Here is a 20,940-nt window from a genome sequence, read left to right as displayed (position 1 = left end):
CGCCTGCCGCAGAATATGTGGGCCGGGATCTTCGGCGCGGAGGTAGCAACCTGGGCCGCCGTCTCCCCGTCGCTATTGCCACGCCCCTGGTGGGTCACCGCCGCCAACGTAGCCATCGGCCAAGGCGCTGGCCACCTCGCCGCCACCACCGCAGCCTTCGCCGCCAAGCGCGGGCTCCGCCTCGCTGGGCGACGCCCCCAGGACCACGTGGGCCCCACCACCCGGCGCTATTCCTACTACCTGCTTGGGATCGGAACATTCATCGCGGGCATACGCTCCCTGCGCAACCAATCAGAACAAGCCCGCCTCGTGAGCAAACTCAATGACCGCGGCCCCCAGTCCGCAGCGCTGGGCATGGTGGTGGGCACCGCGGGCTACGGCGCCTTGCTCATCGTCGGGGAAGCAGCGCAGATCGCCGTCACCCAGCTATCCCGCCAGGTGCAGCGCTGGCTGCCCAGGTGGATAGCGTGGCCGCTCGCCGGCGGCGTGGTTGGCTTGGCTGCGGCCATGGTCAGCGACCGCATGGTCTGGCGCCGGCTGCTCCGCAGGGCCTCCATCCAAGGTCTGGCCCTCAATAAGTTGGTGTACCCAGGCTCCGCGATGCCCTGGGAGCCGGAACGCTCGGGAAGCCCCTGGTCCCACGAGCCGTGGACGGCCGTCGGCTCCCAAGGCAGGGCCTTCCTCGACCGCGGCCCACGCGCCCAGGACATCAAAGAGGTCATGCACTTCGAACGCGCCCACGAGCCGATCCGTATTTACATCGGTCTCATCCGCGGCCGTGGTCCGCATGCCGCCGCTCGCCACGCGGTGGCGGAGATGGACCGCACGGGTGCGTTCCACCGCGACACGATCGTGCTGCAGATGCCCTCCGGCTCAGGCTGGATCAACAATTATTCGGTCAGCGGCTATGAATTCCTCACACGCGGCAATTGCGCCACCGTGGCCCTGCAATTCGACTACCTGCCCTCCATGTTTTCCTACCTGGTGGACAAGAACCTCTCCCGCACTTTTGCGCGCGAGCTCATCGCCGCCGTTCATGCCCGCCTTGAGCTCCTCCCGGAGGATAACCGCCCCAAGCTGTACTTAAGCGGCGAGTCCTTAGGCTGTTATGCCATCGTGGAAAACTACGAGACGCTCGAGGAACTGCTCGACGCCTGCGATGGTGCGGTGTTCACTGGGCCGCCTCGGATGACCAGCTTCATGCGGCGCCTTCACCGTGAACGCGGCTCCTTAGAACGCCTGCCGCTTATCGACGGCGGCCGGCACCTCCGCTTCGCCGCAGTCCCCGCCCACATGGAACACGATGCCTTCGGCGAACCCTATGGCCCCTGGGAGCGCCCGCGCGTGGCGGTGGGACAGCATGCTTCCGATGCCATCGTGTGGTGGGACAGCAAGCTCATCTATGCCCGCCCGAACTGGATCCACGAGCCAACCCCACAGACCTTGTACGCAGATACTTTTAAAAATCTGCGCTGGCACCCGTTCATCACCTTCTGGCAGGTAGCGCTGGACCAGATCAACTCGCTCAACGTGCCGGGCGGCCACGGCCACAACTACTTTGAGGAAACCTTCTGGTACTGGGATTCCGTCCTCGGATCCCAAACGCGAACCCAGCTCACCCCGGAGCTCGCCGAGCGTATGCGGGCCTTCGTGGAGCGCGACCAGCTCAACAAACCTTCCGACTTTCGGACGCACGTGCGCAAGCAGCTCTAGCCGCGCGCCCGCGCGCTCACCGAGCTAGCCGCACTTGACGCCGGTGCTGTGGTGCGGGCAGTAACCGTTGGGCACCTTGTGCAGGTACTGCTGGTGCTCGTCCTCGGCCAGGTAATACTCTCCCGAGTCTGTCTCGCTGAGGAGGGTGACTTCGGTGGTGGTGGCGCCGAAGCCGGCGTCGACAAGCTTGGCCGCGTAGGAATCCACGAGCTGCTGGATCTCGTGGCGCTCCTCCTCGGTCTCTGGGTAGAACGCCGAGCGGTACTGCGTGCCGACATCGTTGCCCTGGCGGAAGCCCTGAGTCGGATCGTGGGCCTCCAGAGCCTTGACCACTAAGTCTCGCAGGCGCACACGCTGCGGGTCATAGGTAATCTGCACCGCCTCCGCGTGGTTGGTCAGCCCACGGCAGACCTCGTAGTAGGTCGGGTTAGGCGTGGTGCCGCCCGCATAGCCCACGGACGTGGACTCCACGCCCTCAGTTTCCCAGAACATCTTCTCCGCGCCCCAGAAACAACCGATGGCAATGATGAGGGATTTCTGTCCCTCTTTCCACGGGCCGGTTATCGGAGTGCCCAGGACCGCGTGGGGCTGCGGGTTGTCCAAGACGGGCTCGGCGCGCCCGGGAAGGGCGTCCTCCGCTGCCACCAGCTTGGGCTCTGGCTTGAAAAGAAACATGCAGGATTCTCCTTCGCTTAGTTCTGTCCTCCCCTTATACTCCGCTGCGCTGCCCACAATCCAGGTTTTCGTTCACGGTGGTTCCCATTAAAAAAATATTGTGGCCAAATCCTCATCCGCGCCCTACCATGGGGCCTCGTACCCCAAAGAAAGGATGACACAAATGGCTGTTTACGAACTTCCGGAACTCGACTACGCATACGACGCTCTGGAGCCGCACATCTCCGCCGAGATCATGGAGCTGCACCACTCCAAGCACCACGCTGGCTACGTTGCTGGCGCTAACGCTGCGCTCGAGGCTCTGGAGGAGCAGCGCAACGGCGAGGCTAACGCTGACGCCATCCGCGCTCTGTCCAAGAACCTTGCCTTCAACCTGGGTGGCCACACCAACCACTCCATCTTCTGGAAGAACCTCTCCCCGAACGGTGGCGGCGAGCCGACCGGCGAGCTGGCTGAGGCTATTAACCGCGACTTCGGTTCCTTCGAGAAGTTCAAGGCTCACTTCTCCGCTGTTGCTACCGGCCTGCAGGGCTCCGGTTGGGCAGTTCTGGGCTACGACCACGTTGCTGGTCGCCTGATTATTGAGCAGCTGACCGATCAGCAGGGCAACATCTCGGTGAACTTCACCCCGCTGCTGATGCTGGATATGTGGGAGCACGCCTTCTACCTCCAGTACAAGAACGTGAAGGCTGATTACGTTAAGGCTGTCTGGAACGTCTTCAACTGGGATGACGTTGCTGAGCGTTACGCTGCTGCCACTAAGTAAGCATTCCGGCCTCCTTTAAGGCCGTATAGCTTCGACCGCGCTGGGACCTCTGTACTGAGGCTCGGCGCGGTTTCGCGTTTTCATCCGCCTGCAGCCAGTGAGCGGCGATGAGCTACGCCCCCTTCTGCCCCACCCGCCCCAACTTTCCCTATAGAGATTTAGAAATTAAACCCACCTTCACAAAACAGCTATGGCATAATTCACACCACCTGCACGTGTGGATGCGTATTACAGGCTTGCTCCCAAATGACGAGTCGACGTTGATGCGACATCTCAATTGACTCTCTTCAGGTGGTTTTGTGAACTCACTTCTTCTCGTCTTTATAGGACTCGCCATGATGGTGGCGGGCTACCTGCTGTACTCTCGCTTCCTTGCGTCGAAGGTGTATCAGCTCTCTGATAATTTCTCCACGCCCTCCCACACCATGGAGGATGGCGTCGACTACGTCCCTACTAACAAATACGTGCTGTGGGGCCACCACTTCACCTCGGTCGCGGGTGCGGCACCCATCATCGGCCCCGCCGTCGCCGTGATTTGGGGTTGGCTGCCAGCCTTCCTCTGGGTCACGCTGGGCACGGTCTTCTTTGCCGGAATGCATGACCTGGGCGCGCTGTGGGCTTCCCAACGCCACCGCGGACAGTCCATCGGTACGCTCTCTGGGCGCTATATCGGCGCCCGCGGGCGCGCGCTCTTCCTCGTCGTGATCTTCCTGCTGTTGCTCATGGTCAACGCGGCCTTCGCGGTGGTCATCTCCAACCTGCTGATTTCCACGCCCACCGCCGTCATCCCCACCTGGGGCGCCATCCTCGTCGCCCTGCTCATCGGCCAGGCCATCTACCGTTTCCGCTGGAACCTGACCATCGTCTCCATCGTGGGCGTCGCTGCCCTTTACGCGCTGATGATCATCGGTGACCGCGTCCCGCTGGCCCTGCCGGAAACCGTCCTGGGCATCCCGGACCGTGGCGTATGGATCATCCTGCTCTTCGTCTACGCTTTCATCGCCTCCTTGCTTCCGGTGTGGGTCCTGCTGCAGCCGCGCGACTACATCAATGGCCTCCAGCTTTTCGTCGGCCTCATCATCCTCTACGGCTCCTTCCTCGTCACCCGCCCGGTGATTGTTGCGCCGACCGTGTCGGATCACGTCCCGGACAACACGCCTGGAATCTTCCCACTGCTCTTCGTCACCATCGCCTGCGGCGCCGTCTCCGGCTTCCACGGCGTGGTGAGCTCCGGCACCTCCTCCAAGCAGCTGGATAAGGAAACCGATGCCCGCTTCGTCGGCTACTTCGGCGCCGTGGGCGAGGGCCTCCTCGCGCTGGGCACCATCGTGGCCACCACATCCGGTTTCAAGACCGCCGCCGATTGGGAGGCCGTCTACAACGAGTGGAACGCCGGCGGCGTCGGCGCCTTCGTCCAGGGCGGCGGTGCCCTCATGAACCAAGGTTTGGGAATCCCCACCTCGCTCTCCGCCACCATCCTGGCCACCATGGCCGTGCTTTTTGCCGCGACGACGATGGACTCCGGTGTACGCCTGCAGCGCATGGTGGTCTCCGAGGCCGCCGAGCTCATGGGCATCAAGATCAGCGGTCTGGTGGCCACCATCATCGCCGTCGGCTGCGCTTTGGGCCTGACCTTCTCCACCGGTGTCGACGGCTCCGGCGGCATGCTCATCTGGCCGCTCTTCGGCACCACCAACCAGCTCATGGCGGGCCTGACGCTGTCCATCATCGTGGTCATCCTCACCCAGCTGCGCCGCCCGACCTGGCCGGTGCTCATACCGCTGCTCTTCGTCACCGTCATGTCCCTGTGGGCGGCGGTGCTGCAGCTCAAGACGCTGTTCCAAGCCGGAAACTGGCTGCTGCTCCTTATCGATGGCGTCATTATCGTCGCCGCCATCTGGGTCATCGCCGAGGCCATCGCCGCCATCTCCCGCGCGCGCAAGGCCCCGCAGGTGGTGTGGAAGGACGAAGACATCGAGCCTCCCCTGCCGGTCGATGCTCGATAAACTGAAGGCCTTTGGGCGCGGTCTAGACGAGTTCTACTCCGCGCCCTATCGGCGTTCCTTCGCCAAGGCGCAGCAGGAGGAGGACGATCTCTTCATGCTGCTCATCCTCTCGGAAGCCCTCGGCCTGCCGAATCCGGCCAGCTACTACACCCTGGAGCTGCTGCCGCTGATGTACGAAGATTTCCACGCCTGGCACACGCGCATGGGCATGGAGCGCTCACCCTTGAACGGAATCTCATGCTGCTAGCTCCCATCATGTTCTTCGGCGGCAAGGGCGGGGTGGGTAAGACCACGCTGGCCACCGCCACCGCCCTGCGCCTGGCCCAGGAAGGCAGGCGCGTCCTCCTGGTATCCACGGACCCGGCGCACAACCTGGGGCACATTTTTGGCACCACGCTTGGCGACGCCCCCACAACCATCCGCCCCCACTTAAGCGTCATCGAGATCGACCCGGCGCGGGCGACGGAGGAGCACCTGGAGGGCGTCGCCAAGCAAATGCGTCGTTTCATGCCAGAACGCCTCCACCGTGAGGTCGACCGGCACGTGGACCTGGCGCGGCACTCGCCCGGCACTCATGAGGCGGCGATGCTGGAGCGCATCGCGCAGCTCATCGAAGAGCAGCAGGATGATGGAGGGTTTGAGCACATTATCTTCGATACCGCGCCCTCCGGCCACACCTCGCGGCTCATGGCGCTGCCGGAAATCATGGCCGCGTATACCGATGGGCTGCTCGCGCGGCGCGAAAAATCCGACAAGTTCGGCGCGGTGGTGCGCGGCATGACCTCAGCGGAGAAGGCTGTATCCGCCAGCTCGCAGGACCCGGTGGACCGCCGCAACCAGGAGATACGGTCCACGCTGCTCAAGCGTCGCCGCCGCTTCGAGCGTTTGCGCTCCGTGCTTTCCGACGAAGCCGCCACGTCCTTCTTCCTCATCCTCACCGCGGATCGCACCCCGGTGCTGGAAACCGCCGAGTTCTTCGCGGACCTCACCTCCCATGGCGTGCACTGCGGCGGGCTACTGGTCAACCGTCGCACTCCGGAAAGCACAGAGCAGTTTCTTCAGCAGCGCCGCACCTCGGAGGATGCGGCCCTCGCGCTGCTCGCGGAGAAGCTGCCGGGCCAGCCGGTGCACACCTTGCCTTGGCTGCCGCACGAGGTCTCCACCCCGGAGGCGCTCGCCGCCCTGGCCGCCGAACTCCCCTTCGGCAGCTAGTCGGCGGTGCGTGCCACGACGAAATCCTTGAAGTGCTCGACCGGCGGGGCATCATCGCCCTCGCGCCACACCAAACCCAGCTCGCGGTAAGCCTCCGGCTCTATGGGAATGAGGTTGCTGGCTTTCAGATACGGGTCATCAAGCGGCAGCAGGGCCGATCCCAGCCCGGCGGCCACGAGACCGGCCACGGTGGTCAGCTCCATGGATTCGAAGACCAGGCGGGGGCTAAAACCGGCCTCACTCGCCAGGGAATCCAGAAGCATGCGCGTTCCATAACCCGGCAGCATGCCGATGAAGGGCTCGTCGCGGAAATCTGCCATGCGCACATTGTCTTGTCCTGCCGCCCAATGCCCTTCCGGGACCGCCAGGCCCAGTCGTTGCAGCTTGAGCTGGTGCCACCCTAGCGGGCCGGGGGTGGTAGGGCGGGGACCAACCAGCGCTAGGTCGGACTCGCCGGCCGCTACTCTTTCCACCAACTCCCGGGCCGCCCCCTGGTGCAGGCGAATATCCACGTGCGGGTGTTGAGCACGATAGGCCTTGAGCAGTTCCGGGACCATCCACGTGCCCAGCGAATGCATGAAGTCGAGGCGCACGGTACCGCGCTCCGGATCCATGAGCCGGGATACGGCATCGCGCGCGGCGGCTTCCGACAAAAGCATCCGCCGAGCTTGTTCCACGAATGCCTGGCCGCGGGCATTGAGCCGCAGGCGCCGGCCACCGCGCTCGAAGAGGCTGGCCCCCACTTCCGCCTCGATGCGCTGCACGCGGCGGGTCAGCGCGGATTGGGAGAGCCCGAGGGCGTCGGCAGCCGCGCCGACGAGTCCATGGTCCGCCACGGCGACAACGCCGCGCACATCCTCCAGATTCATGCACACCTCGCATGCTTTATGTAACTTTTAGACATTTTACACATAACCCGCGCTAGGTCATGCTTGATGCATGACCAGAACGCGGCGCGCCACCATTGCCATGCTCTTCGTGGGCCTGGCAATTTTTTCTTGCCTCTACCCCACCCAAGCCATGCTGCCCACCCTGGTGGAGGACATGGGTATGTCCCCCACGGAAGCCGCCATGACCATCTCCGCGGCCACCGGCGCGCTGGCCATCTGCGTGATCCCCGTGTCCATCATCTCCGAGCGCATCGGCCGCGGAAAACTGCTGCTCGTCTCCACCATCGCGGCCACGCTCATCGGCATGCTCGTGCCGCTGGCGCCCAACCCGGAGATCCTGATCGCCACCCGCGCGCTCCAGGGCGCCGTCATCGCCGGCGCACCTGCTACCGCCATGGCCTGGATTTCGGAGGAGCTCGAAAGCTCCTACGTTGCCCGTGCCATGGGTCTGTACATCGCCGGCACCACCATCGGCGGACTGACCGGCCGCCTCATCCCGACCGGGTTGCTCGAGCTCACCTCCTGGCGCTGGGCCCTGGCCGGCTCCAGCCTGGTCACGCTCATCCTCGCCATCATCGCGGCGATCTTGCTGCCCTACCAACAGAACTTCACCCCGAAGGCGATTCACTTCCGCTCGGAGCTGCGCGCCATCTTCCGCCACGCCCGGGACACCCGCCTGATCCCCTTATTCATCGTGGCTTTCGTGGCGATGGGAACCTTCGTGTCCCTCTATAACTTCTTGGCTTTTCGGCTCATCGACCACTTCCACCTTTCGCCGGGCTTGGCTGGCTTGGTCTTCCTCTTCTACCTCACCGGCACGTGGTCGTCGGCGCGCGCAGGCCGGCTGGTGACCCAAGTGGGCCACGCGAACACGCTTCTGCTCTCCTGCGCGCTCTTTGCCGTGGGCATCGCACTGTGCATGGGTTCGCTGATCCCCACCCTGCTCGGCATCGTGTTATTTACCATCGGTTTCTTCGCCGCGCACTCCACGGCCTCAGGCTGGGTGGGGCACATCGCCACCCACGACCGCGCGGAGGCCTCCAGCCTCTACGTCTTCTTCTATTACCTGGGCAGCTCCATCCTGGGCGCGCTGGCCGGCGTGCTCTTTGATTCCCTATCGTGGACCGGCTTCATCGCCGTCTACACCGCCCTCGCCACGGGTATCGCGGTACTAAGTTGGGTTGTGAGAAAAACCGGATAAAATCGTGTTTTATGGATAAGTGGTCGCCGCGCACATGGCACAGGAAAGCATCCCGCCCGGTCAGCCTATGGATGATGGTCTTTCTTCTCGCCGGCGCAACCCATACCCTTATCCCCAACTACCGGTGGGTCCTCATCCACCTCTTCACGCTGGGCATTCTCAGCAACAGCATCGTGGTATGGTCCCAACACCTCACCGAAAAATTCGTGCAGCTCAAGGTTCCGATGTCAGCCCGTCCTCGCCAGCTAGCACGGATTTATCTGCAGAATGCCGGCGTTATCCTCACCCTCGTGGGTCAGATCCTCATCGAATCCTGGAGCCATCACTGGGTGCTCACACAGATGGGTGCCGCACTTGTCGCTCTTGCCGTGTCCTGGCATGGGGTGGCCCTCTTTGCTTTGTGGCGCCGCGCAGAATCCAAGCGATTCCGCCCCGTCGTTGCTGCTTATGTGGCCTCTGCCTTCTTTCTTGCCGTGGGCGCTACTCTTGGTGCTTTCCTCGCCACACACCCCTCCCATCCGCGCCTGCTCATTGCACACGTGGCCGCCAACATCGGCGGTTTCGTCGGCCTCGCAGCCGCCGGCTCACTCACCATCTTGTTCCCGTCCATCTGGCGCACCAAGGGAATCAACCCACACATGAGCCTGAGCTTCACGCTGTTAGCGCTGGGGGTGGTGACTACCGTGATCGGCAGCGCGTGGAATGTACCGCAAGCGGGCCTGATCGTCTACTGCCTCGGCTGGGCACTAAGCCTGCAGAGCTGGCTGCTCAATGTCCTTAGCGTGTTCCGAGAACCACGCGGGCGCATCACCTTCCCGGCGCTTTCCGTGCTCTTTTCCTCCTTTTGGCTGCTCGGCGGCCTGGTGTATTACACCACCCAGCATTTCTTCTCCAGTGAGCCACAGATTCCCATGCTCGCGCTCGTCGTCGGCTTTGGCGCCCAACTGCTCATCGGCGTCATGGGCTATATGCTGCCGACCACGATGGGCGGCGGCCCTTCAGCCGTGCGCGCTGGCCTGCGCGAATACAATCGCTGGGGGCTGGGGCGCTCGGTCTTCATCAACGGCGGGCTTGCCCTGTGGCTGGCCACCGATAGTTCCCTCACCATGGTTGCCGCCTCCCTGCTCTGCCTCGGCTCCATGGCCATCATCCCCGTCCTCACTGCCCGCGCGGTCAAGGCCCAGAAAGCCGTGCTCCTCAAGAAGGCCGAAGGCCCGGCTCCCGCAACCACCACGGAGTGGGACCAGGCCTGGGTGGCCCTTGCAGTGCTCATCATCCTCGGCGGACTCAGCCTCATCCTGTAGATCCCCAGACCTCGATCCCGCAACCTCCTGGTGGGAGGTGGGGCACCGGCACGCGCTTGGCGACGCCCACCTGCAGGTTGCGGATTTCAGGTCTGGGGGTTTGGGGGCGAAAGCCTGGCGCAGCAGCTAGGGCTCGAGGGGTGGCACTCCCGGCGCGCCATCGGTCATCCACTCGCGGACGGCATGGGTCGCGCGCACATCGCCGGCGTTATAGCGCAGAATCTGCGCACGGGCGGCGACATCCCCGGCAAGCGCGGCGCGGCGGGCATTGACGGATTCCTCGCCGTCAAACTCTTCCGGCCATTCAAAGCCCGCGACGGGAGCCACAGTCTTCAGACCCAGCCCGGCGGTTCCGGCGAAGCTGCGTTTGACGTGGACAAACATATCCACCCACTCCTCCGAGGAGATGAACTCTTCCACCTCCTGGAGGTTGGGTGCAGAAAAGCGCTGCGCGGACCTGCGCATCCAATGGTTCTCCCCGTGGGCGGAGTAGCAATACGCCGCAAAGGTCTTTCCCGCCGCATGTGCGTCAGCACGCACTCCCATGAGCCACTCCCAGAACTCGGCGAAATTCTCCGCCTCCGCCCGGCCACCGAGCGGATCCCAGGTCACAAAGGGATGGTACTCACCGTCTAGGAGCGCGCCCCACAGGTAGGCGCCTTGATCCAGGTAGGCCTCCATATCGACATCAACTTCGACATCCGCGCGAGGAACGCTGACCTGCCCGCGGCGCAGCAGGGGAATACCTTCGCGCCAGGCGGCTGCAAGGGCGGAGGGGGCGCCGAGGGAGGCGTCGATAAGCCCTTGCACTGTCGTGATGCCGCGCTCGCGGTAGGGGTTGGCGCGGTCGCCCGGCAGGAAGAGGGAAATGTCATCGCGGGCTTCCAGCTCTTCCCGGCACAAGGGCCAAAAGCGGCAGGAGGCGCACTCCTTAACGCGGCGCGGGCCCTCGGGCAGCGGTTGTGCCAGCGCCTCATCGATGGCAAAACGCGAGGTATCCGTAACAAAAGCTTGGCTACGATCCTGGCCAATCGCAGCGCCCCTGCCGGAATTCAGGCCTACTTCTTCCAAGCCCCGCGCGGCCAGGGCCAACCGGTAGCCATCGACGGCATGGTGCCGAATTTTGTACTTTGCCGGCAAGGGCTCGCTCAGCCCCAAACGATGGGTAGGGACAACCAGCGTGCGCGAGCTCTCGTGCGGGCGGGCCACGCGGTGATCGGAGACGATGACGGGGCTGTACATTTCACCGTCCCGAACGAGGAGCTCCACGCGCACCATCCACCCTTCGGTGGAAAAGACGGCGTTGGTGATGTGCGTATACCCGCGAGCTAGAGCCTCGAGCGTAGCCAGGGCCCGTTCGAAGTCGCTTCCCTCCAGGTCAATGCGGCGAAAACGGCCTGGCCCCTTGGCGGGAAGGCGGCTCAAGGCGGCATCGATAGCCGCCGCATGGCGTTCCGCGCGGGCCTGGCTTACCGCGGTGCGTGGGATCTCAGGATGCGCGCGGCGCTGCACCAAGCGATAACGGCAGCCCACAAGATCCGTGGCAACGAGCACATCCTTCACAGCAGGTGAGCTTAGTAGACCACCTTGCTAGAGTTGTAGCGAGACCCTAAGGAAAAATGATTTAAGGACGTTTCAATGGGCATTATGAAGAAGATCCGCAAGGCCCGCCGTGAGGCCCGCGCTGAAATCAAGGCCGCCAAGACCCGTGCAAAGGCAGAGGTCAAGGCTGCGGATAAGGCCAAGCACCGCCAGCAGAAGCTGCTGGCCAAGCAAGAAAAGGCGCTTATTAAGTCTGAGGAAAAGGGCCTGAAGAAGCGCCGCAAGCACGAGTACAAAATGGCCAAGAAGGAACTCGAACGCATTAAGCAGGGCCGTTTTAATAAGGACAATGTCAAGCGCTATGCCGGTGCCCTGCGCACCGCCGCACCGCTTCTTTTGCCCCTGATTTACCGCGGCATCACCGTTGCCCAGCGCGAGGTTGAGAAGAAGCGCGCGCACAAGGCTGGCGTCAGCGCTGAACAGCTGGCCTCCTTCTCCGGCCACGGCGCACCATTGAAGGCGCGCACCGCGGGTATCCGCAACTCCCTCAAGGACGCCCAGCTTCCCGCCGGCTTCAAGCGCGATGTCAAGGAGCGCCTCAACGAGCTTGATTCCGCCATTGACAATGCCGAATACATGACTGAGCAGCAGCGCCAGCGCGCACACCGCTCCATCTCCGGCGAGATTGATTCCCTCAACGATGAGATCCAGTCCAAGCTGGGCGCATAACCCTTCGCACCACAGCTTCCAGCCTTCGATCCCTACATTCCCCGCCTCCTAACAAGGGCAGGAAAGCGGATCGGAGGCTTTTTCTTGCGGGTTTAAAATCAGCCTTTGTTACCGGCCAGAATACTGCTTCTCCTAGCGCCCATTAACTGTGTCGCAGACGTGGTTTTGCTCTATAGTCAATAACAAGAGAAGGTTCTTTTAATGACTTTCTCTTTAATCCGTTAAGTTACTTAAAGTTTAGGCTTCCGCTCTTGTGGTGAACGATGAAGGAAGCCCAGGCACAGTGTGATCAGATTACAGATCGAATGGAGAATCATGGCACGCCGCGAAATCACCCAGTTTTTTGACGACATTGATAACAAGCCCCTCAGCGAGGAAGAACTGATTGTCATCCGCTTCAGCGTTGACGGTAAAGACTATCTCCTCGATGTTTCCCAGGAGAATGCCGATAAGTTCCACGCCGCAATGGAACCTTTTGTCAAGGCCGCCCGTCACCCGGTGAAGAAGGACACCCGTCACTACAAGCCGGCCGATGTCCGCGCCTGGGCCGCCCAGCACGGCTACCAGGTGGCCGAGCGCGGAAAAATCCCCAACGACGTCATCCTGGCCTACCGCGACGCCAACAACCTCTAAAGAACGCCCTGCTCGCGGGCGGCCGCCACGGCCGACGTGCGCGAGCGCACTCCTAACTTGTCATAGATGTGGACGAGGTGAGACTTCACCGTCGCCTCCGAAAGCATCAGCTCCACACCGATCTCCCGGTTGGAGGATCCCGCCGCGACCAGCTTCAGTACTTCCAGCTCGCGCGGGGTAAGAGAGGTGCGCGGCGTGCGCACGCGGGTCATCAGCTTATCGGCCACCACCGGCGAGAGCGCCGAATCACCGTCGGCCGCCGAGCGCACCGCCGCGAGCAGCTCCACCGGCGGCGCATCCTTCAGCAAGTAGCCCACCGCTCCGGCCTCAATCGCCCCGAGAATGTCCGCGTCAGTGTCGTAATTAGTGACCACGAGCACCTTAGGCGGGTTCTCCATGGAGTAGCGGATGGCGGCGGTCGCCTCCGCGCCGCCCATGACGCGGGTACCTTCAATACCCGCTCCAAAACGCAGATCCATGAGGAGGACGTCAATGCCACCTGCCTGCGCTGCGGAGACGGCGGCTTCGGCGGTAGCTACCTCGCCCACCACCTCGATATCCTCAGCCCCCTCGAGCACCGAGCGTAGACCTAGGCGTACGATCTCGTGGTCGTCGGCAAGCAAGACCCTAATCACGGGCTTCCTCCTCATTGGTACGGTGTGGACAAATTCCTAATCTACATCGTTATCTAAGGGCACACTAACTGAGACCGCCGTGCCGCTGCCTGGGGTGGATTCAATCACGACCTCTCCGCCGAGCTCCTCGGCACGCCTGCGCATCGCCGATAGACCAATATGCCCCAACCCCGCCGGCTTATTCTCCACTGCCTCGACATCAAAGCCGTCTCCATTGTCCACCACGTCCACGCGCACCTCATCCGGCGCATACGTCACCGTCACCCGTGCCTTGCTGGCGTGGGCATGCTTGACGACGTTCCCCATCGCCCCCTGCGCAATCCGCAACAGTGCTGCTTCCACCTTCATGGGAAGTTGCTGGACATCGCCTTCAACGTCCACGGAAACATCAACCCCACCGGTGGCCGCGAAGTTATCCGCCATCCTGGTCATAGCTGATTCCAGGGAGGTTTCCGATAACGCCGCCGGCTGGAGTGCTGCGATCATGGCACGCGCCTCGTGGAGGTTATCCGCCGCGGTGCGCCGGGCGAGTTCAATGCGCTCCTGCGCCTTGGGGATATTCTCTTGGGCCAGGTCGCGGTCAGCGGCGTGCAGGAGCATCTGGATGGAGGACAAACCTTGAGCCAGGGTGTCGTGGATTTCGTGGGCGATGCGCTGGCGCTCAGCGGTCATGCCTGCCGTGCGCTCGGATTCCACCAGCTGGGAACGGGTCTTCACCAGCTCTTGGTTCATCCGGCTCAGTGCCCGGAAGGCATAGGTAATAGCGATCGTCACCAGGGCCGATACCGCGGGGCCCATGACACCGCCGAAAGACAGCCCGTCCGGTACCTGCACCAGCACGGTCATCACTGTGGCCGCAATAACGCAAATGACGCCGGGGATCATCTCCAGCACGTAGAGGTACACAAAGTACAGGGAAAACACGAGGTAGATGGCCGCGGGCGCCACCGCCAAATCAGCGAGCCACAACACCGTGAGGATGACTATCCAGCCATAACGCGCGATGCGCGGCAGCGTCTCCAAGTAGGCTGAGCCGCCGAAGTACACCACGGCGAAGGACACCAAGAGCAGCAGGTTGAGCACACCCTGCCACAGAGGTAGGCGCACCGTGGTAAAAATCGCCACCACCAGCAGCGTCGCCGTCAGGACGTGGATACCGTTGCGCAGGGCATCCGATTCAACCGAGCGCTGGTCTAGTGTGGACGTCATGCGCCACAGCCTACTTCCCTCGCTTACTGCCTGCCTGATCGGCATCGGCTTCGCCGTCGCGGGGTGCTCGGATGCAGACGACCCCAGCACCCCAGCCGCGAGCCCTGCGCCACACACCGACGCAGGCGATGGCCTGCCTATCGACGCCACGGCGGAGGTCAGCGACTGGGAAGACTGCCCTTATCTGGATACCCAATGGGTGGCCGATACGAACGGGCAGAGGATGACCCGGTGGGGCGTCGACAAGCGCTTTAGCACCCCCGCCTGCGTGTTCTGGTCCTACCCCGAGGACCCACAAGCCACCGTCCTCATCCGCCAGATGCCCAGCGTGGAGGAAGCGCGCGCAGTCGTGGACTGGGCCGCCCCTGTCGAGGACACGGAACTCGCCGAATTCGATGGCTGGTCGGGTGGGCGCGGCGTCTTTGAGGATCACTCGGTCTTCGCCGTGCAGAAGGACAACCACGCCGTGGTGGTGTGGTCGAACCAGCGGCAAACGCTCAAGCCCCAGCTCATAGCCCAGGAGGCGATCGACCGCTTAGGCCTATAAGGCCTAAGCGTGTAAAAGCCTAAACAGCGACGTCGTTATAGGGCATCTGCGCCGCCACCCAAGGGAATACAACCTCCATGAGCAGGAAGAAGACCCCCACGGCGAGCGCCAATGCCAACACCGCTTTCACCGCGGTGGGGCCAGGCAACAGGTTCCAGAGTGCGCGATACATTAGTTCTCCTCCAAGACGGCGGGGCGGTCATTGTCATCTGAGCCGAGCGCTTTAGCCTCCCGGTCGGTCTCCATGGCGTGCACGATCATGCGCTCCGCATTTGAGAACTGCGGATGACACGTCGTGAGCGTAAGCAAGGATTCGCTCGGCTCAACGCCCTCCGCCCCGGGAACAGGCTGGAGCACGCTGACATCGCCCGGCAGCGTGATGTGGCGGCCCTGCACCGGCTGGTACTCCGGCTTGGCTTGCTGCTCCTGGCTGAAGCACTCCCCCGGGGAACTGTCGATAGGCAGCACGCGGTAGGTGATCCACTCCGTCGCAGTTTCGATGACGATGGCGTCGCAGGTGTGCAGGTTACCCAAGTCATTAAAGGGCGCGCCCTTGCCCACACGGTGCCCGGCCACCGCAAAGTTACCCGGCTCACCGGGCATCTGTGTCTCCGTGTAGCGCCCCGGTCCGCGCAGCAAATCATCCTCGTTGGTGCCTTCGAGAACCGCGAAGGCGAAGTCCGAGCCGAAGGCAGGGATATAGAGGCGTGCGAATGCCTCACCGAGCTGCGGAGCATGGCCAGCGCCGCGCGGATTGTGCCACTCCTCTTGCAGCGTCTCGTTAGCTTCGTCCTGCAGCTTGCCGGAGGCGATGTTGGTCCAGTAGGACTCATAAAAAGCAAAGAGCAGCAGCAGCACGCCGGCCGTCAGCATAAGCTCACCGATGACGGAACCTACGGTCGGCCGAGTGCGCGCAGTGGGGTGAGGCATACCAGCATCTTAGCCTCCCTGTAACGTGTAAGTGCCCCCCACCCTGCAGAAAGAGGAGTAGGCGATGATCGAAATTTTCATGTATCCGGTCTCCGGAATCATGAAACTCTGGCACCTCCTGTTAGGTGCGTTCTTCTCCGGCTCCATGTCATGGATCCTCACCATCGTCTTCCTCGTACTGACGGTCCGCGGGCTCATCGCTCCCTTGAACTGGCTTTCCGTGAAGCAAGGCCGCATCGGAGCCCTCATGCGCCCAGAGATGACCGAGCTCAACGCGCAGCTCGCTCGGGCCGACACCGTCGATGAGGCCGTCGACATCCTCACGCAGCAACGCGATCTCAAGAAGCGCTTCCAGCACAACCCGCTGGTGGGTTGCTTCCCAGCCTTCCTCATCATTCCCGCCTTTATTGGCCTTTACCAGGTGGTGCTCCGCGTCTCCGGTTCCACGCATGAGCCGGTGGGGATGCTCACGCTTGACGACGTCTCCTCTTTCCGCGCCTCCACCATCTTCGGCGTTCCCCTCACCGATTTCGCCCGCGAGCACCGCGACTTGGTCCTGCCGATGCTCATCGCGGCACTCGTGTTTACCTCTCTCAACACGCTCATTACGCTCTACCGCGGCTACCTCACCACGCTTTTCGACGAAAAAATCCCTCGCCGCTTGCTGTGGTTTATGGCTCTTATGGTGGTTCTTATCCCGTGGATGCTGTGGATGGTGGCCTGGAACGGCCCCATCCCCGTGACCATCATCTTCTACTGGGGCTGCTCCTACCTCTTCACCTTGCTACAGACGGGCGTGTACGAAGTCATCTTGCGCAAGCGCTACCCGCTGCCGGAGGCCGTCCACGAGCAGCGCCGTGCCAGCATCCAGCGCTGGCGCACCAAGGAAAAGAAGCGGGAGAAGAAGGCGGCTAAGCAGCGGCTCAAAGAGGATCCGGGGCATAAGGAAGAGCTCGCCGCTAACCGCAAGCGCCACTCAGAGATCGTGGCGGAGGCACGAAAGATTGTTAAATCGAATAGTCGGCAGGAGGGGCCGACAGAAGCCGAATAGCCAGCTGCTTGGCCGTTACGAGCGGGGCGACGTCGCGGGTAAGGCGCGCACCGGCAAGCCCGCCATCAAGGAAGATGAGAATTTCGCTCGCCTGCTCCTCTGAGGGGTAGCCATTCTTAGTGTTGAGGAGTGCTGTGACCGTGGAATGCATCCACGTGCGGTGCTCGACGCAGGCGGCCACGATGCCGCGCTCGGCATCAGTTTCTGGCCGCGGATACTCGCCCGCAGCGTTGAGGAAGTGCGAGCCCCGGAATTCCATGGAGGGCTGCTCCTCGATAGCCTTGTCGAAGAAGGCCAGAATCTTGCTTTCCTGGTCTGTCGCGTCCTCGGTGCGCTTGTGCCAATCGGCGCGATAATCCTCATCAAGGGCCTCAACGTATGCAATAACGAGGGCGTCCTTAGAGCCGAAGAGGGAATACAGCGATGCCTTAGCGACGTCCGCCTCACGCAGGATGCGGTCGATGCCGATGACGCGGATTCCTTCGGTGGTAAAGAGCCGCGTGGCGGATTCGAGCAGTCGGCTCCGCGGACTCGGACGATTGCGTCGCGACTTCTTTTCGGCCATTTCTTCTCCTCACATGACAAAACCGGTTCATCTACACAATATAGACAAACCGGTATGTATGCGAATTATTATTTCTTGCGGCCCGTGATGGCTCCCACGATCCACAACAGGATACAGGCGCCGACGGTCGCAGTAATAATCATCAAGAACCAGCTATCACCAACGCTCTTATTGAAGAGCGCCAGCAAGCCGCCACCAATGAGGCCGCCGATAACACCAACGATGAGGTTGGTGAACAGCCCCTGGTCACGCTTCATAATCTTCTCTGCGAGCCAGCCCGCAATGATGCCAACAACAATCGAACCAAAGAAACCGAGACCAAGTCCCATGTCACTCTCTCCTTTTCATAACAGTAAATAGCTTTTATTTACGTACTGCCCACCGTACGCCTTAAAACATCAAAAACGACCCGGGCCCACCATTTATCCAATAAATGGGCCCGAATCGTTATAGCGGGGTTATGCGAAGGTTACTCGGAGTCCGGACGAACCACCATCATCGGGCACGGGGCGGACTGCAGCAACGCGCGGGAGGTAGAACCAAGCAGCATACCCTTGAAGCCACCGCGGCCGTGGGAACCCACGACGAGCAGCTGCGCACCCTCGGAAGCTTCCGTCAGCGCACGGACCGGACGGTCACGAGCGATAACCTTCTTCACCTGTACATCCGGGTACTTCTCTTGGAACTCTGCAAGGCGCTCGGTCAGCAGATCTGCCTGCTCCTTCTCCACTTCAGCCCACTCGGCCTGTGCGGCGGAAAGGCCGGCCAGGGAAGCCTGAACCTGCATATCCATCCAGGTGTGAACGGCGATGAGCTCGGCGCCGCGGGCATCAGCTTCCTTGAAGGCATAATCGGTCGCCTTCTGGGAGACCTCGGAACCATCGACACCGATGACAACCGGACCATACTTGGTGGACTCAGTGACGTGGTTATCCTCACGGACTACAACCACCGGGCAGGAGGCGTGGGAAACGACGGATGCGGACACCGAGCCCATCACCATGCCGGAGAGACCACCCATACCGCGGGAGCCCATGACAATCATGGTGACGTCCTTGGACATCTCCAGCAGCATGTCAATCGGGGAGCCCTCGGCCACGGTGTGGCCAATCTTCAGATCTGGGGCAACCTTGTGCGCCTCGGCGCGGGCATCCTCGATCTTCTCTAGGGTTTCCGCCTGGAGGTCATCAAAAAGCTCCTTCGGCGGAACCATGCCTTCGGCGTAGAGGAACTGCGGCATCGTATAGCTCGATGCGATACGCAGCGGGATACCCCGCTTTACCGCGGTATTAGCAGCCCAGCGGACGGCGTTCTTCGACGCTTCCGAACCATCAACGGCGACGACGACAATGTCTTCCTTTGCCATGACCTTTCCTTTCGAAGTGCTTACACTTCCAGTCTAATACCTATTACTAGACCTGTGGGGTGGTAGCAGCGTCCGCGTTGGCGGGGAAGAGGATGTTGTAGGCGGCCACGACAATGTCACGAATAACGGCACCGATACCATTAGAGAAGAAATCGATGACGGGTGCGAGAATAGAGTTAAAATCCATGGGTCAAAGAATATCGCAAAAAAGGCGTGGCGCAACACCACTTCCTGTCCGTGATGGGCTAAACCCCACCCACGCCCGCGTTCCTGAAGGTCCGATTACCGCGTGGAACTTCATTCACCACCTCATCGTCACTCAGCGCCATCGTCATCCCGAGGACAACGAGGCCGCTCTTCAAGCGCGCTTCGACGCCAACGAAGTTGTGCGCCAAGATGGCACACCTCTTAGCCCCAATAGCATCCTCACCGCCAACGCGATGGTGTACTTCTACCGCATGCCGGCTCCAGAGACACCCGTCCCTTATGACATCCCGATCCTCCACGAAGACGAGCACCTTTTGGTTGTCGACAAGCCGCCCTTCATGGCCACCATGCCCCGCGCCCGGCACATCACGGAGACAGCGACCGTGCGCTTGCGTCGGAAGACCGGAAACAACGAGCTATCCCCCGCGCACCGCCTCGACCGTCTCACCTCAGGCATCCTCGTCTTCACTAAGGACCGCTCCGTTCGGGGCGCCTACCAAACGCTGTTTGCCGAGCGCCGCGTCACCAAGACCTACGAAGCCATCGCCCCGCTTGCCGACGTCTCCCCCGGCACCGTCTGGCGCTCCCGCATGGAGAAGACCCCGGGGGAATTGCAAGGACGCATCGTCGAAGGCGAAGTCAACGCCATCACCGAAGTCGCCGGCGTGGTGACAGTAGATAAGGCCCCCTACGAGTCCATCCACGGACCACTGCCCGATCTAGCGAAGTACACGCTTAAACCGCAAACCGGCAAGACGCATCAGTTGCGGCTCCACATGCTCCAAGCGGGAGCACCCATTATTGGCGACCCCATATACCCGGTCATTTACCCGGCAGAAGCCGAAGACATGCGAATTCCAATGCATTTAACGGCCACTGAAATTTCCTTTGCCGACCCCGTCACCGGCCGCATCCGTGAGTTTCACTCACAATTGCCGCTGCATACCCATAATCTTCTTCGCCAGTAATTTTGATCCCAATACCTACGAGGGTTGAGCCACCGCGACACCGCTGCCAAAACTCGTGGTCGGGACTGGACCGGCACTCAAACCATTGCTTTTCGATTCTAAGGACGATAGCCTAGGACACCCCTATACTTCCCTATCCGAAAGGAACTGACACGATGAAGAAGCCCCTAGCTATCATCGGTGCCGCCGCGCTTTTGCTCACGGCAACCCCCACCGCCAACGCTGAGGCCGGGCCAGTGGACGACTCTCCACAAGGATCGTCTACCGATCTCAATGAACTCGTCGTCGACTCCCCCTTCTACGACATTATCGCTATTCCAGTCACGCTCTCATCGATCGCCCTTTCATTCCTGGGCGTCCCTCAGTGCGGTTTGCACGACACCCGCGGTTGCAAGAACGGCTGAGAACCAACGTCACCAAAGACAGCGACTGTTCCTCCTTCCTGTAAATCTAGCCTTCGGCCCGCCTTTCTGTGGTTGGGGGCTATTTTTTGTTCTCTATGAGGGGAACCCATAACTTGGGCGATGCGGCTGGGTTCAAGAATGCTTTAACCTACGAATAGTCTGGAAATGAGTGTCCTGACTGAGCCCGTGCCGCATGTATGGGCGGCGGTCGAATCTTCGTGCTTAGGACAAATAGCCCGTAGGACCCGCGCAAGGATCAATTGCGTTCTATAAGTGCAGACCTGGATGTGCATTCATGCAGGTGGCTGATCAGGAGACCCGGGCCTGTGTTTGGTTGCGACGAGCGGGTCTGTACTTTCGGGTCTGTACTTTTAGGTTTCCAGGCTG

General features: G+C 61.8%; 24 protein-coding genes. 13 read left to right on the top strand and 11 right to left on the bottom strand.

Translation table 11 applies throughout. The features are described from left to right. Positions 1-1,713, top strand: a 1,713-nt coding sequence (locus tag RDN59_RS07465) for an alpha/beta-hydrolase family protein (protein ID WP_308607286.1), incomplete at its 5' end; no start/stop codon positions are given. Between the two features lie 24 nt (positions 1,714-1,737). Here RDN59_RS07465 and msrA read toward each other — a convergent pair. After that, the gene (msrA, locus tag RDN59_RS07460; protein ID WP_308607285.1) at positions 1,738-2,388 is read right to left on the bottom strand and encodes a peptide-methionine (S)-S-oxide reductase MsrA; all 651 of its coding nucleotides are present in this window, start codon (positions 2,386-2,388) and stop codon (positions 1,738-1,740) included. A 163-nt stretch (positions 2,389-2,551) separates the two neighbouring features. Here msrA and RDN59_RS07455 point away from each other — a divergent pair, with 163 nt between their 5' ends. The 4 genes from RDN59_RS07455 to RDN59_RS07440 all read left to right on the top strand — a co-directional run bounded on the left by RDN59_RS07455 (position 2,552) and on the right by RDN59_RS07440 (position 6,372). Continuing rightward, positions 2,552-3,154 (top strand): superoxide dismutase, encoded by a 603-nt coding sequence (locus tag RDN59_RS07455; RefSeq protein WP_046647628.1) that lies wholly within the window; start codon positions 2,552-2,554, stop codon positions 3,152-3,154. Between the two features lie 299 nt (positions 3,155-3,453). Further along, positions 3,454-5,160, top strand: a complete 1,707-nt coding sequence (locus tag RDN59_RS07450; protein WP_308607284.1) for a carbon starvation protein A — start codon at positions 3,454-3,456, stop codon at positions 5,158-5,160. Further along, positions 5,150-5,407 carry a cory-CC-star protein gene (locus RDN59_RS07445; RefSeq protein WP_046647629.1) on the top strand — a complete coding sequence of 86 codons (258 nt, stop codon included), beginning with the start codon at positions 5,150-5,152 and terminating at the stop codon, positions 5,405-5,407. Before RDN59_RS07450 ends, RDN59_RS07445 begins: the two co-directional genes overlap by 11 nt. Next, positions 5,398-6,372: an ArsA family ATPase gene (locus RDN59_RS07440; protein ID WP_308607283.1), complete on the top strand. Its 975-nt coding sequence runs from the start codon at positions 5,398-5,400 to the stop codon at positions 6,370-6,372. Before RDN59_RS07445 ends, RDN59_RS07440 begins: the two co-directional genes overlap by 10 nt. Here the strand turns inward: RDN59_RS07440 and RDN59_RS07435 are convergent. Next, entirely contained in the window at positions 6,369-7,241 is an 873-nt protein-coding gene (locus RDN59_RS07435) for a LysR family transcriptional regulator (protein ID WP_308607282.1), read from the bottom strand. The two genes, RDN59_RS07440 and RDN59_RS07435, sit on opposite strands and share 4 nt — an antisense overlap. A 70-nt stretch (positions 7,242-7,311) precedes the next feature. Between RDN59_RS07435 and RDN59_RS07430 the strand changes: the two genes are divergently transcribed. Both RDN59_RS07430 and RDN59_RS07425 read left to right on the top strand, forming a co-directional pair. Next, positions 7,312-8,463 (top strand): MFS transporter, encoded by a 1,152-nt coding sequence (locus RDN59_RS07430; RefSeq protein ID WP_308607281.1) that lies wholly within the window; start codon positions 7,312-7,314, stop codon positions 8,461-8,463. A gap of 11 nt (positions 8,464-8,474) precedes the next feature. Then, entirely contained in the window at positions 8,475-9,767 is a 1,293-nt protein-coding gene (locus tag RDN59_RS07425; RefSeq protein ID WP_308607280.1) for a copper oxidase, read from the top strand. Positions 9,768-9,893: 126 nt separating this feature from the next. Here the strand turns inward: RDN59_RS07425 and RDN59_RS07420 are convergent, their stop codons facing one another. Next, positions 9,894-11,330: a TM0106 family RecB-like putative nuclease gene (locus tag RDN59_RS07420; RefSeq protein WP_308607279.1), complete on the bottom strand. Its 1,437-nt coding sequence runs from the start codon at positions 11,328-11,330 to the stop codon at positions 9,894-9,896. Between the two features lie 75 nt (positions 11,331-11,405). Here RDN59_RS07420 and RDN59_RS07415 point away from each other — a divergent pair, with 75 nt between their 5' ends. Together RDN59_RS07415 and RDN59_RS07410 are read left to right on the top strand one after the other, a co-directional pair. Continuing rightward, complete coding sequence (locus RDN59_RS07415; protein WP_308607278.1) at positions 11,406-12,038, top strand: DUF6474 family protein; 633 nt, start codon at positions 11,406-11,408, stop codon at positions 12,036-12,038. A gap of 315 nt (positions 12,039-12,353) precedes the next feature. Further along, positions 12,354-12,671: an Lsr2 family protein gene (locus tag RDN59_RS07410; protein WP_070510860.1), complete on the top strand. Its 318-nt coding sequence runs from the start codon at positions 12,354-12,356 to the stop codon at positions 12,669-12,671. Here the strand turns inward: RDN59_RS07410 and RDN59_RS07405 are convergent. Together RDN59_RS07405 and RDN59_RS07400 are read right to left on the bottom strand one after the other, a co-directional pair. Beyond that, a complete protein-coding gene (locus tag RDN59_RS07405) occupies positions 12,668-13,306 on the bottom strand; it encodes a response regulator transcription factor (RefSeq protein ID WP_046647640.1) in 639 nt (212 codons plus the stop codon). The two genes, RDN59_RS07410 and RDN59_RS07405, sit on opposite strands and share 4 nt — an antisense overlap. Positions 13,307-13,342: 36 nt before the next feature. Beyond that, positions 13,343-14,515, bottom strand: coding sequence for a sensor histidine kinase (locus RDN59_RS07400; protein ID WP_308607277.1), 1,173 nt, complete (start codon positions 14,513-14,515; stop codon positions 13,343-13,345). Between RDN59_RS07400 and RDN59_RS07395 the strand changes: the two genes are divergently transcribed. Then, positions 14,514-15,062: a DUF2020 domain-containing protein gene (locus RDN59_RS07395; protein ID WP_308607276.1), complete on the top strand. Its 549-nt coding sequence runs from the start codon at positions 14,514-14,516 to the stop codon at positions 15,060-15,062. The genes RDN59_RS07400 and RDN59_RS07395 overlap by 2 nt on opposite strands. A 19-nt stretch (positions 15,063-15,081) precedes the next feature. On the opposite strand, the gene RDN59_RS07390 is transcribed toward RDN59_RS07395, so the two are convergent. Together RDN59_RS07390 and RDN59_RS07385 are read right to left on the bottom strand one after the other, a co-directional pair. Beyond that, on the bottom strand, positions 15,082-15,234 hold the full coding sequence (locus tag RDN59_RS07390) for a hypothetical protein (RefSeq protein WP_168166775.1): 153 nt from the start codon (positions 15,232-15,234) through the stop codon (positions 15,082-15,084). After that, positions 15,234-15,992 (bottom strand): class E sortase, encoded by a 759-nt coding sequence (locus tag RDN59_RS07385; RefSeq protein ID WP_308607275.1) that lies wholly within the window; start codon positions 15,990-15,992, stop codon positions 15,234-15,236. Before RDN59_RS07385 ends, RDN59_RS07390 begins: the two co-directional genes overlap by 1 nt. A gap of 64 nt (positions 15,993-16,056) precedes the next feature. On the opposite strand from RDN59_RS07385, the gene yidC reads away from it, so the two are divergent. Continuing rightward, positions 16,057-17,043, top strand: coding sequence for a membrane protein insertase YidC (gene yidC / locus RDN59_RS07380; protein ID WP_308607274.1), 987 nt, complete (start codon positions 16,057-16,059; stop codon positions 17,041-17,043). On the opposite strand, the gene RDN59_RS07375 is transcribed toward yidC, so the two are convergent. From RDN59_RS07375 to RDN59_RS07360, 4 genes are all read right to left on the bottom strand, one after another. After that, entirely contained in the window at positions 17,000-17,608 is a 609-nt protein-coding gene (locus tag RDN59_RS07375; protein ID WP_308607273.1) for a TetR/AcrR family transcriptional regulator, read from the bottom strand. The genes yidC and RDN59_RS07375 overlap by 44 nt on opposite strands. Before the next feature lie 68 nt (positions 17,609-17,676). Further along, positions 17,677-17,937, bottom strand: coding sequence for a GlsB/YeaQ/YmgE family stress response membrane protein (locus RDN59_RS07370; protein WP_010188457.1), 261 nt, complete (start codon positions 17,935-17,937; stop codon positions 17,677-17,679). 140 nt (positions 17,938-18,077) lie between these two features. Further along, positions 18,078-18,974 (bottom strand): universal stress protein, encoded by an 897-nt coding sequence (locus RDN59_RS07365; protein ID WP_308607272.1) that lies wholly within the window; start codon positions 18,972-18,974, stop codon positions 18,078-18,080. Positions 18,975-19,020: 46 nt separating this feature from the next. Beyond that, a complete protein-coding gene (locus RDN59_RS07360) occupies positions 19,021-19,161 on the bottom strand; it encodes a hypothetical protein (protein WP_168160887.1) in 141 nt (46 codons plus the stop codon). Between RDN59_RS07360 and RDN59_RS07355 the strand changes: the two genes are divergently transcribed. Next, entirely contained in the window at positions 19,097-20,149 is a 1,053-nt protein-coding gene (locus tag RDN59_RS07355; protein WP_308607287.1) for a pseudouridine synthase, read from the top strand. The genes RDN59_RS07360 and RDN59_RS07355 overlap by 65 nt on opposite strands. A 155-nt stretch (positions 20,150-20,304) precedes the next feature. Next, positions 20,305-20,553: a hypothetical protein gene (locus RDN59_RS07350; protein ID WP_308607271.1), complete on the top strand. Its 249-nt coding sequence runs from the start codon at positions 20,305-20,307 to the stop codon at positions 20,551-20,553. Positions 20,554-20,940: the final 387 nt, after the last annotated feature.

Source organism: uncultured Corynebacterium sp., assembly GCF_902489365.1.
In the GTDB taxonomy this organism is placed as follows: domain Bacteria; phylum Actinomycetota; class Actinomycetes; order Mycobacteriales; family Mycobacteriaceae; genus Corynebacterium.
This window is presented reverse-complemented; position numbering and strand designations above follow the sequence as displayed.

What these genes read in the sequence shown, in the direction of transcription:
- msrA (WP_308607285.1), bottom strand. Translation starts at nt 2,388, where the DNA reads ATGTTTCTTTTCAAGCCAGAGCCCAAGCTGGTGGCAGCGGAGGACGCC.
- RDN59_RS07455 (WP_046647628.1), top strand. Translation starts at nt 2,552, where the DNA reads ATGGCTGTTTACGAACTTCCGGAACTCGACTACGCATACGACGCTCTG.
- RDN59_RS07445 (WP_046647629.1), top strand. Translation starts at nt 5,150, where the DNA reads ATGCTCGATAAACTGAAGGCCTTTGGGCGCGGTCTAGACGAGTTCTAC.
- RDN59_RS07440 (WP_308607283.1), top strand. Translation starts at nt 5,398, where the DNA reads ATGCTGCTAGCTCCCATCATGTTCTTCGGCGGCAAGGGCGGGGTGGGT.
- RDN59_RS07435 (WP_308607282.1), bottom strand. Translation starts at nt 7,241, where the DNA reads ATGAATCTGGAGGATGTGCGCGGCGTTGTCGCCGTGGCGGACCATGGA.
- RDN59_RS07430 (WP_308607281.1), top strand. Translation starts at nt 7,312, where the DNA reads ATGACCAGAACGCGGCGCGCCACCATTGCCATGCTCTTCGTGGGCCTG.
- RDN59_RS07425 (WP_308607280.1), top strand. Translation starts at nt 8,475, where the DNA reads ATGGATAAGTGGTCGCCGCGCACATGGCACAGGAAAGCATCCCGCCCG.
- RDN59_RS07415 (WP_308607278.1), top strand. Translation starts at nt 11,406, where the DNA reads ATGGGCATTATGAAGAAGATCCGCAAGGCCCGCCGTGAGGCCCGCGCT.
- RDN59_RS07410 (WP_070510860.1), top strand. Translation starts at nt 12,354, where the DNA reads ATGGCACGCCGCGAAATCACCCAGTTTTTTGACGACATTGATAACAAG.
- RDN59_RS07395 (WP_308607276.1), top strand. Translation starts at nt 14,514, where the DNA reads ATGCGCCACAGCCTACTTCCCTCGCTTACTGCCTGCCTGATCGGCATC.
- RDN59_RS07400 (WP_308607277.1), bottom strand. Translation starts at nt 14,515, where the DNA reads ATGACGTCCACACTAGACCAGCGCTCGGTTGAATCGGATGCCCTGCGC.
- RDN59_RS07390 (WP_168166775.1), bottom strand. Translation starts at nt 15,234, where the DNA reads ATGTATCGCGCACTCTGGAACCTGTTGCCTGGCCCCACCGCGGTGAAA.
- RDN59_RS07385 (WP_308607275.1), bottom strand. Translation starts at nt 15,992, where the DNA reads ATGCCTCACCCCACTGCGCGCACTCGGCCGACCGTAGGTTCCGTCATC.
- yidC (WP_308607274.1), top strand. Translation starts at nt 16,057, where the DNA reads ATGATCGAAATTTTCATGTATCCGGTCTCCGGAATCATGAAACTCTGG.
- RDN59_RS07375 (WP_308607273.1), bottom strand. Translation starts at nt 17,608, where the DNA reads ATGGCCGAAAAGAAGTCGCGACGCAATCGTCCGAGTCCGCGGAGCCGA.
- RDN59_RS07370 (WP_010188457.1), bottom strand. Translation starts at nt 17,937, where the DNA reads ATGGGACTTGGTCTCGGTTTCTTTGGTTCGATTGTTGTTGGCATCATT.
- RDN59_RS07365 (WP_308607272.1), bottom strand. Translation starts at nt 18,974, where the DNA reads ATGGCAAAGGAAGACATTGTCGTCGTCGCCGTTGATGGTTCGGAAGCG.
- RDN59_RS07360 (WP_168160887.1), bottom strand. Translation starts at nt 19,161, where the DNA reads ATGGATTTTAACTCTATTCTCGCACCCGTCATCGATTTCTTCTCTAAT.
- RDN59_RS07350 (WP_308607271.1), top strand. Translation starts at nt 20,305, where the DNA reads ATGAAGAAGCCCCTAGCTATCATCGGTGCCGCCGCGCTTTTGCTCACG.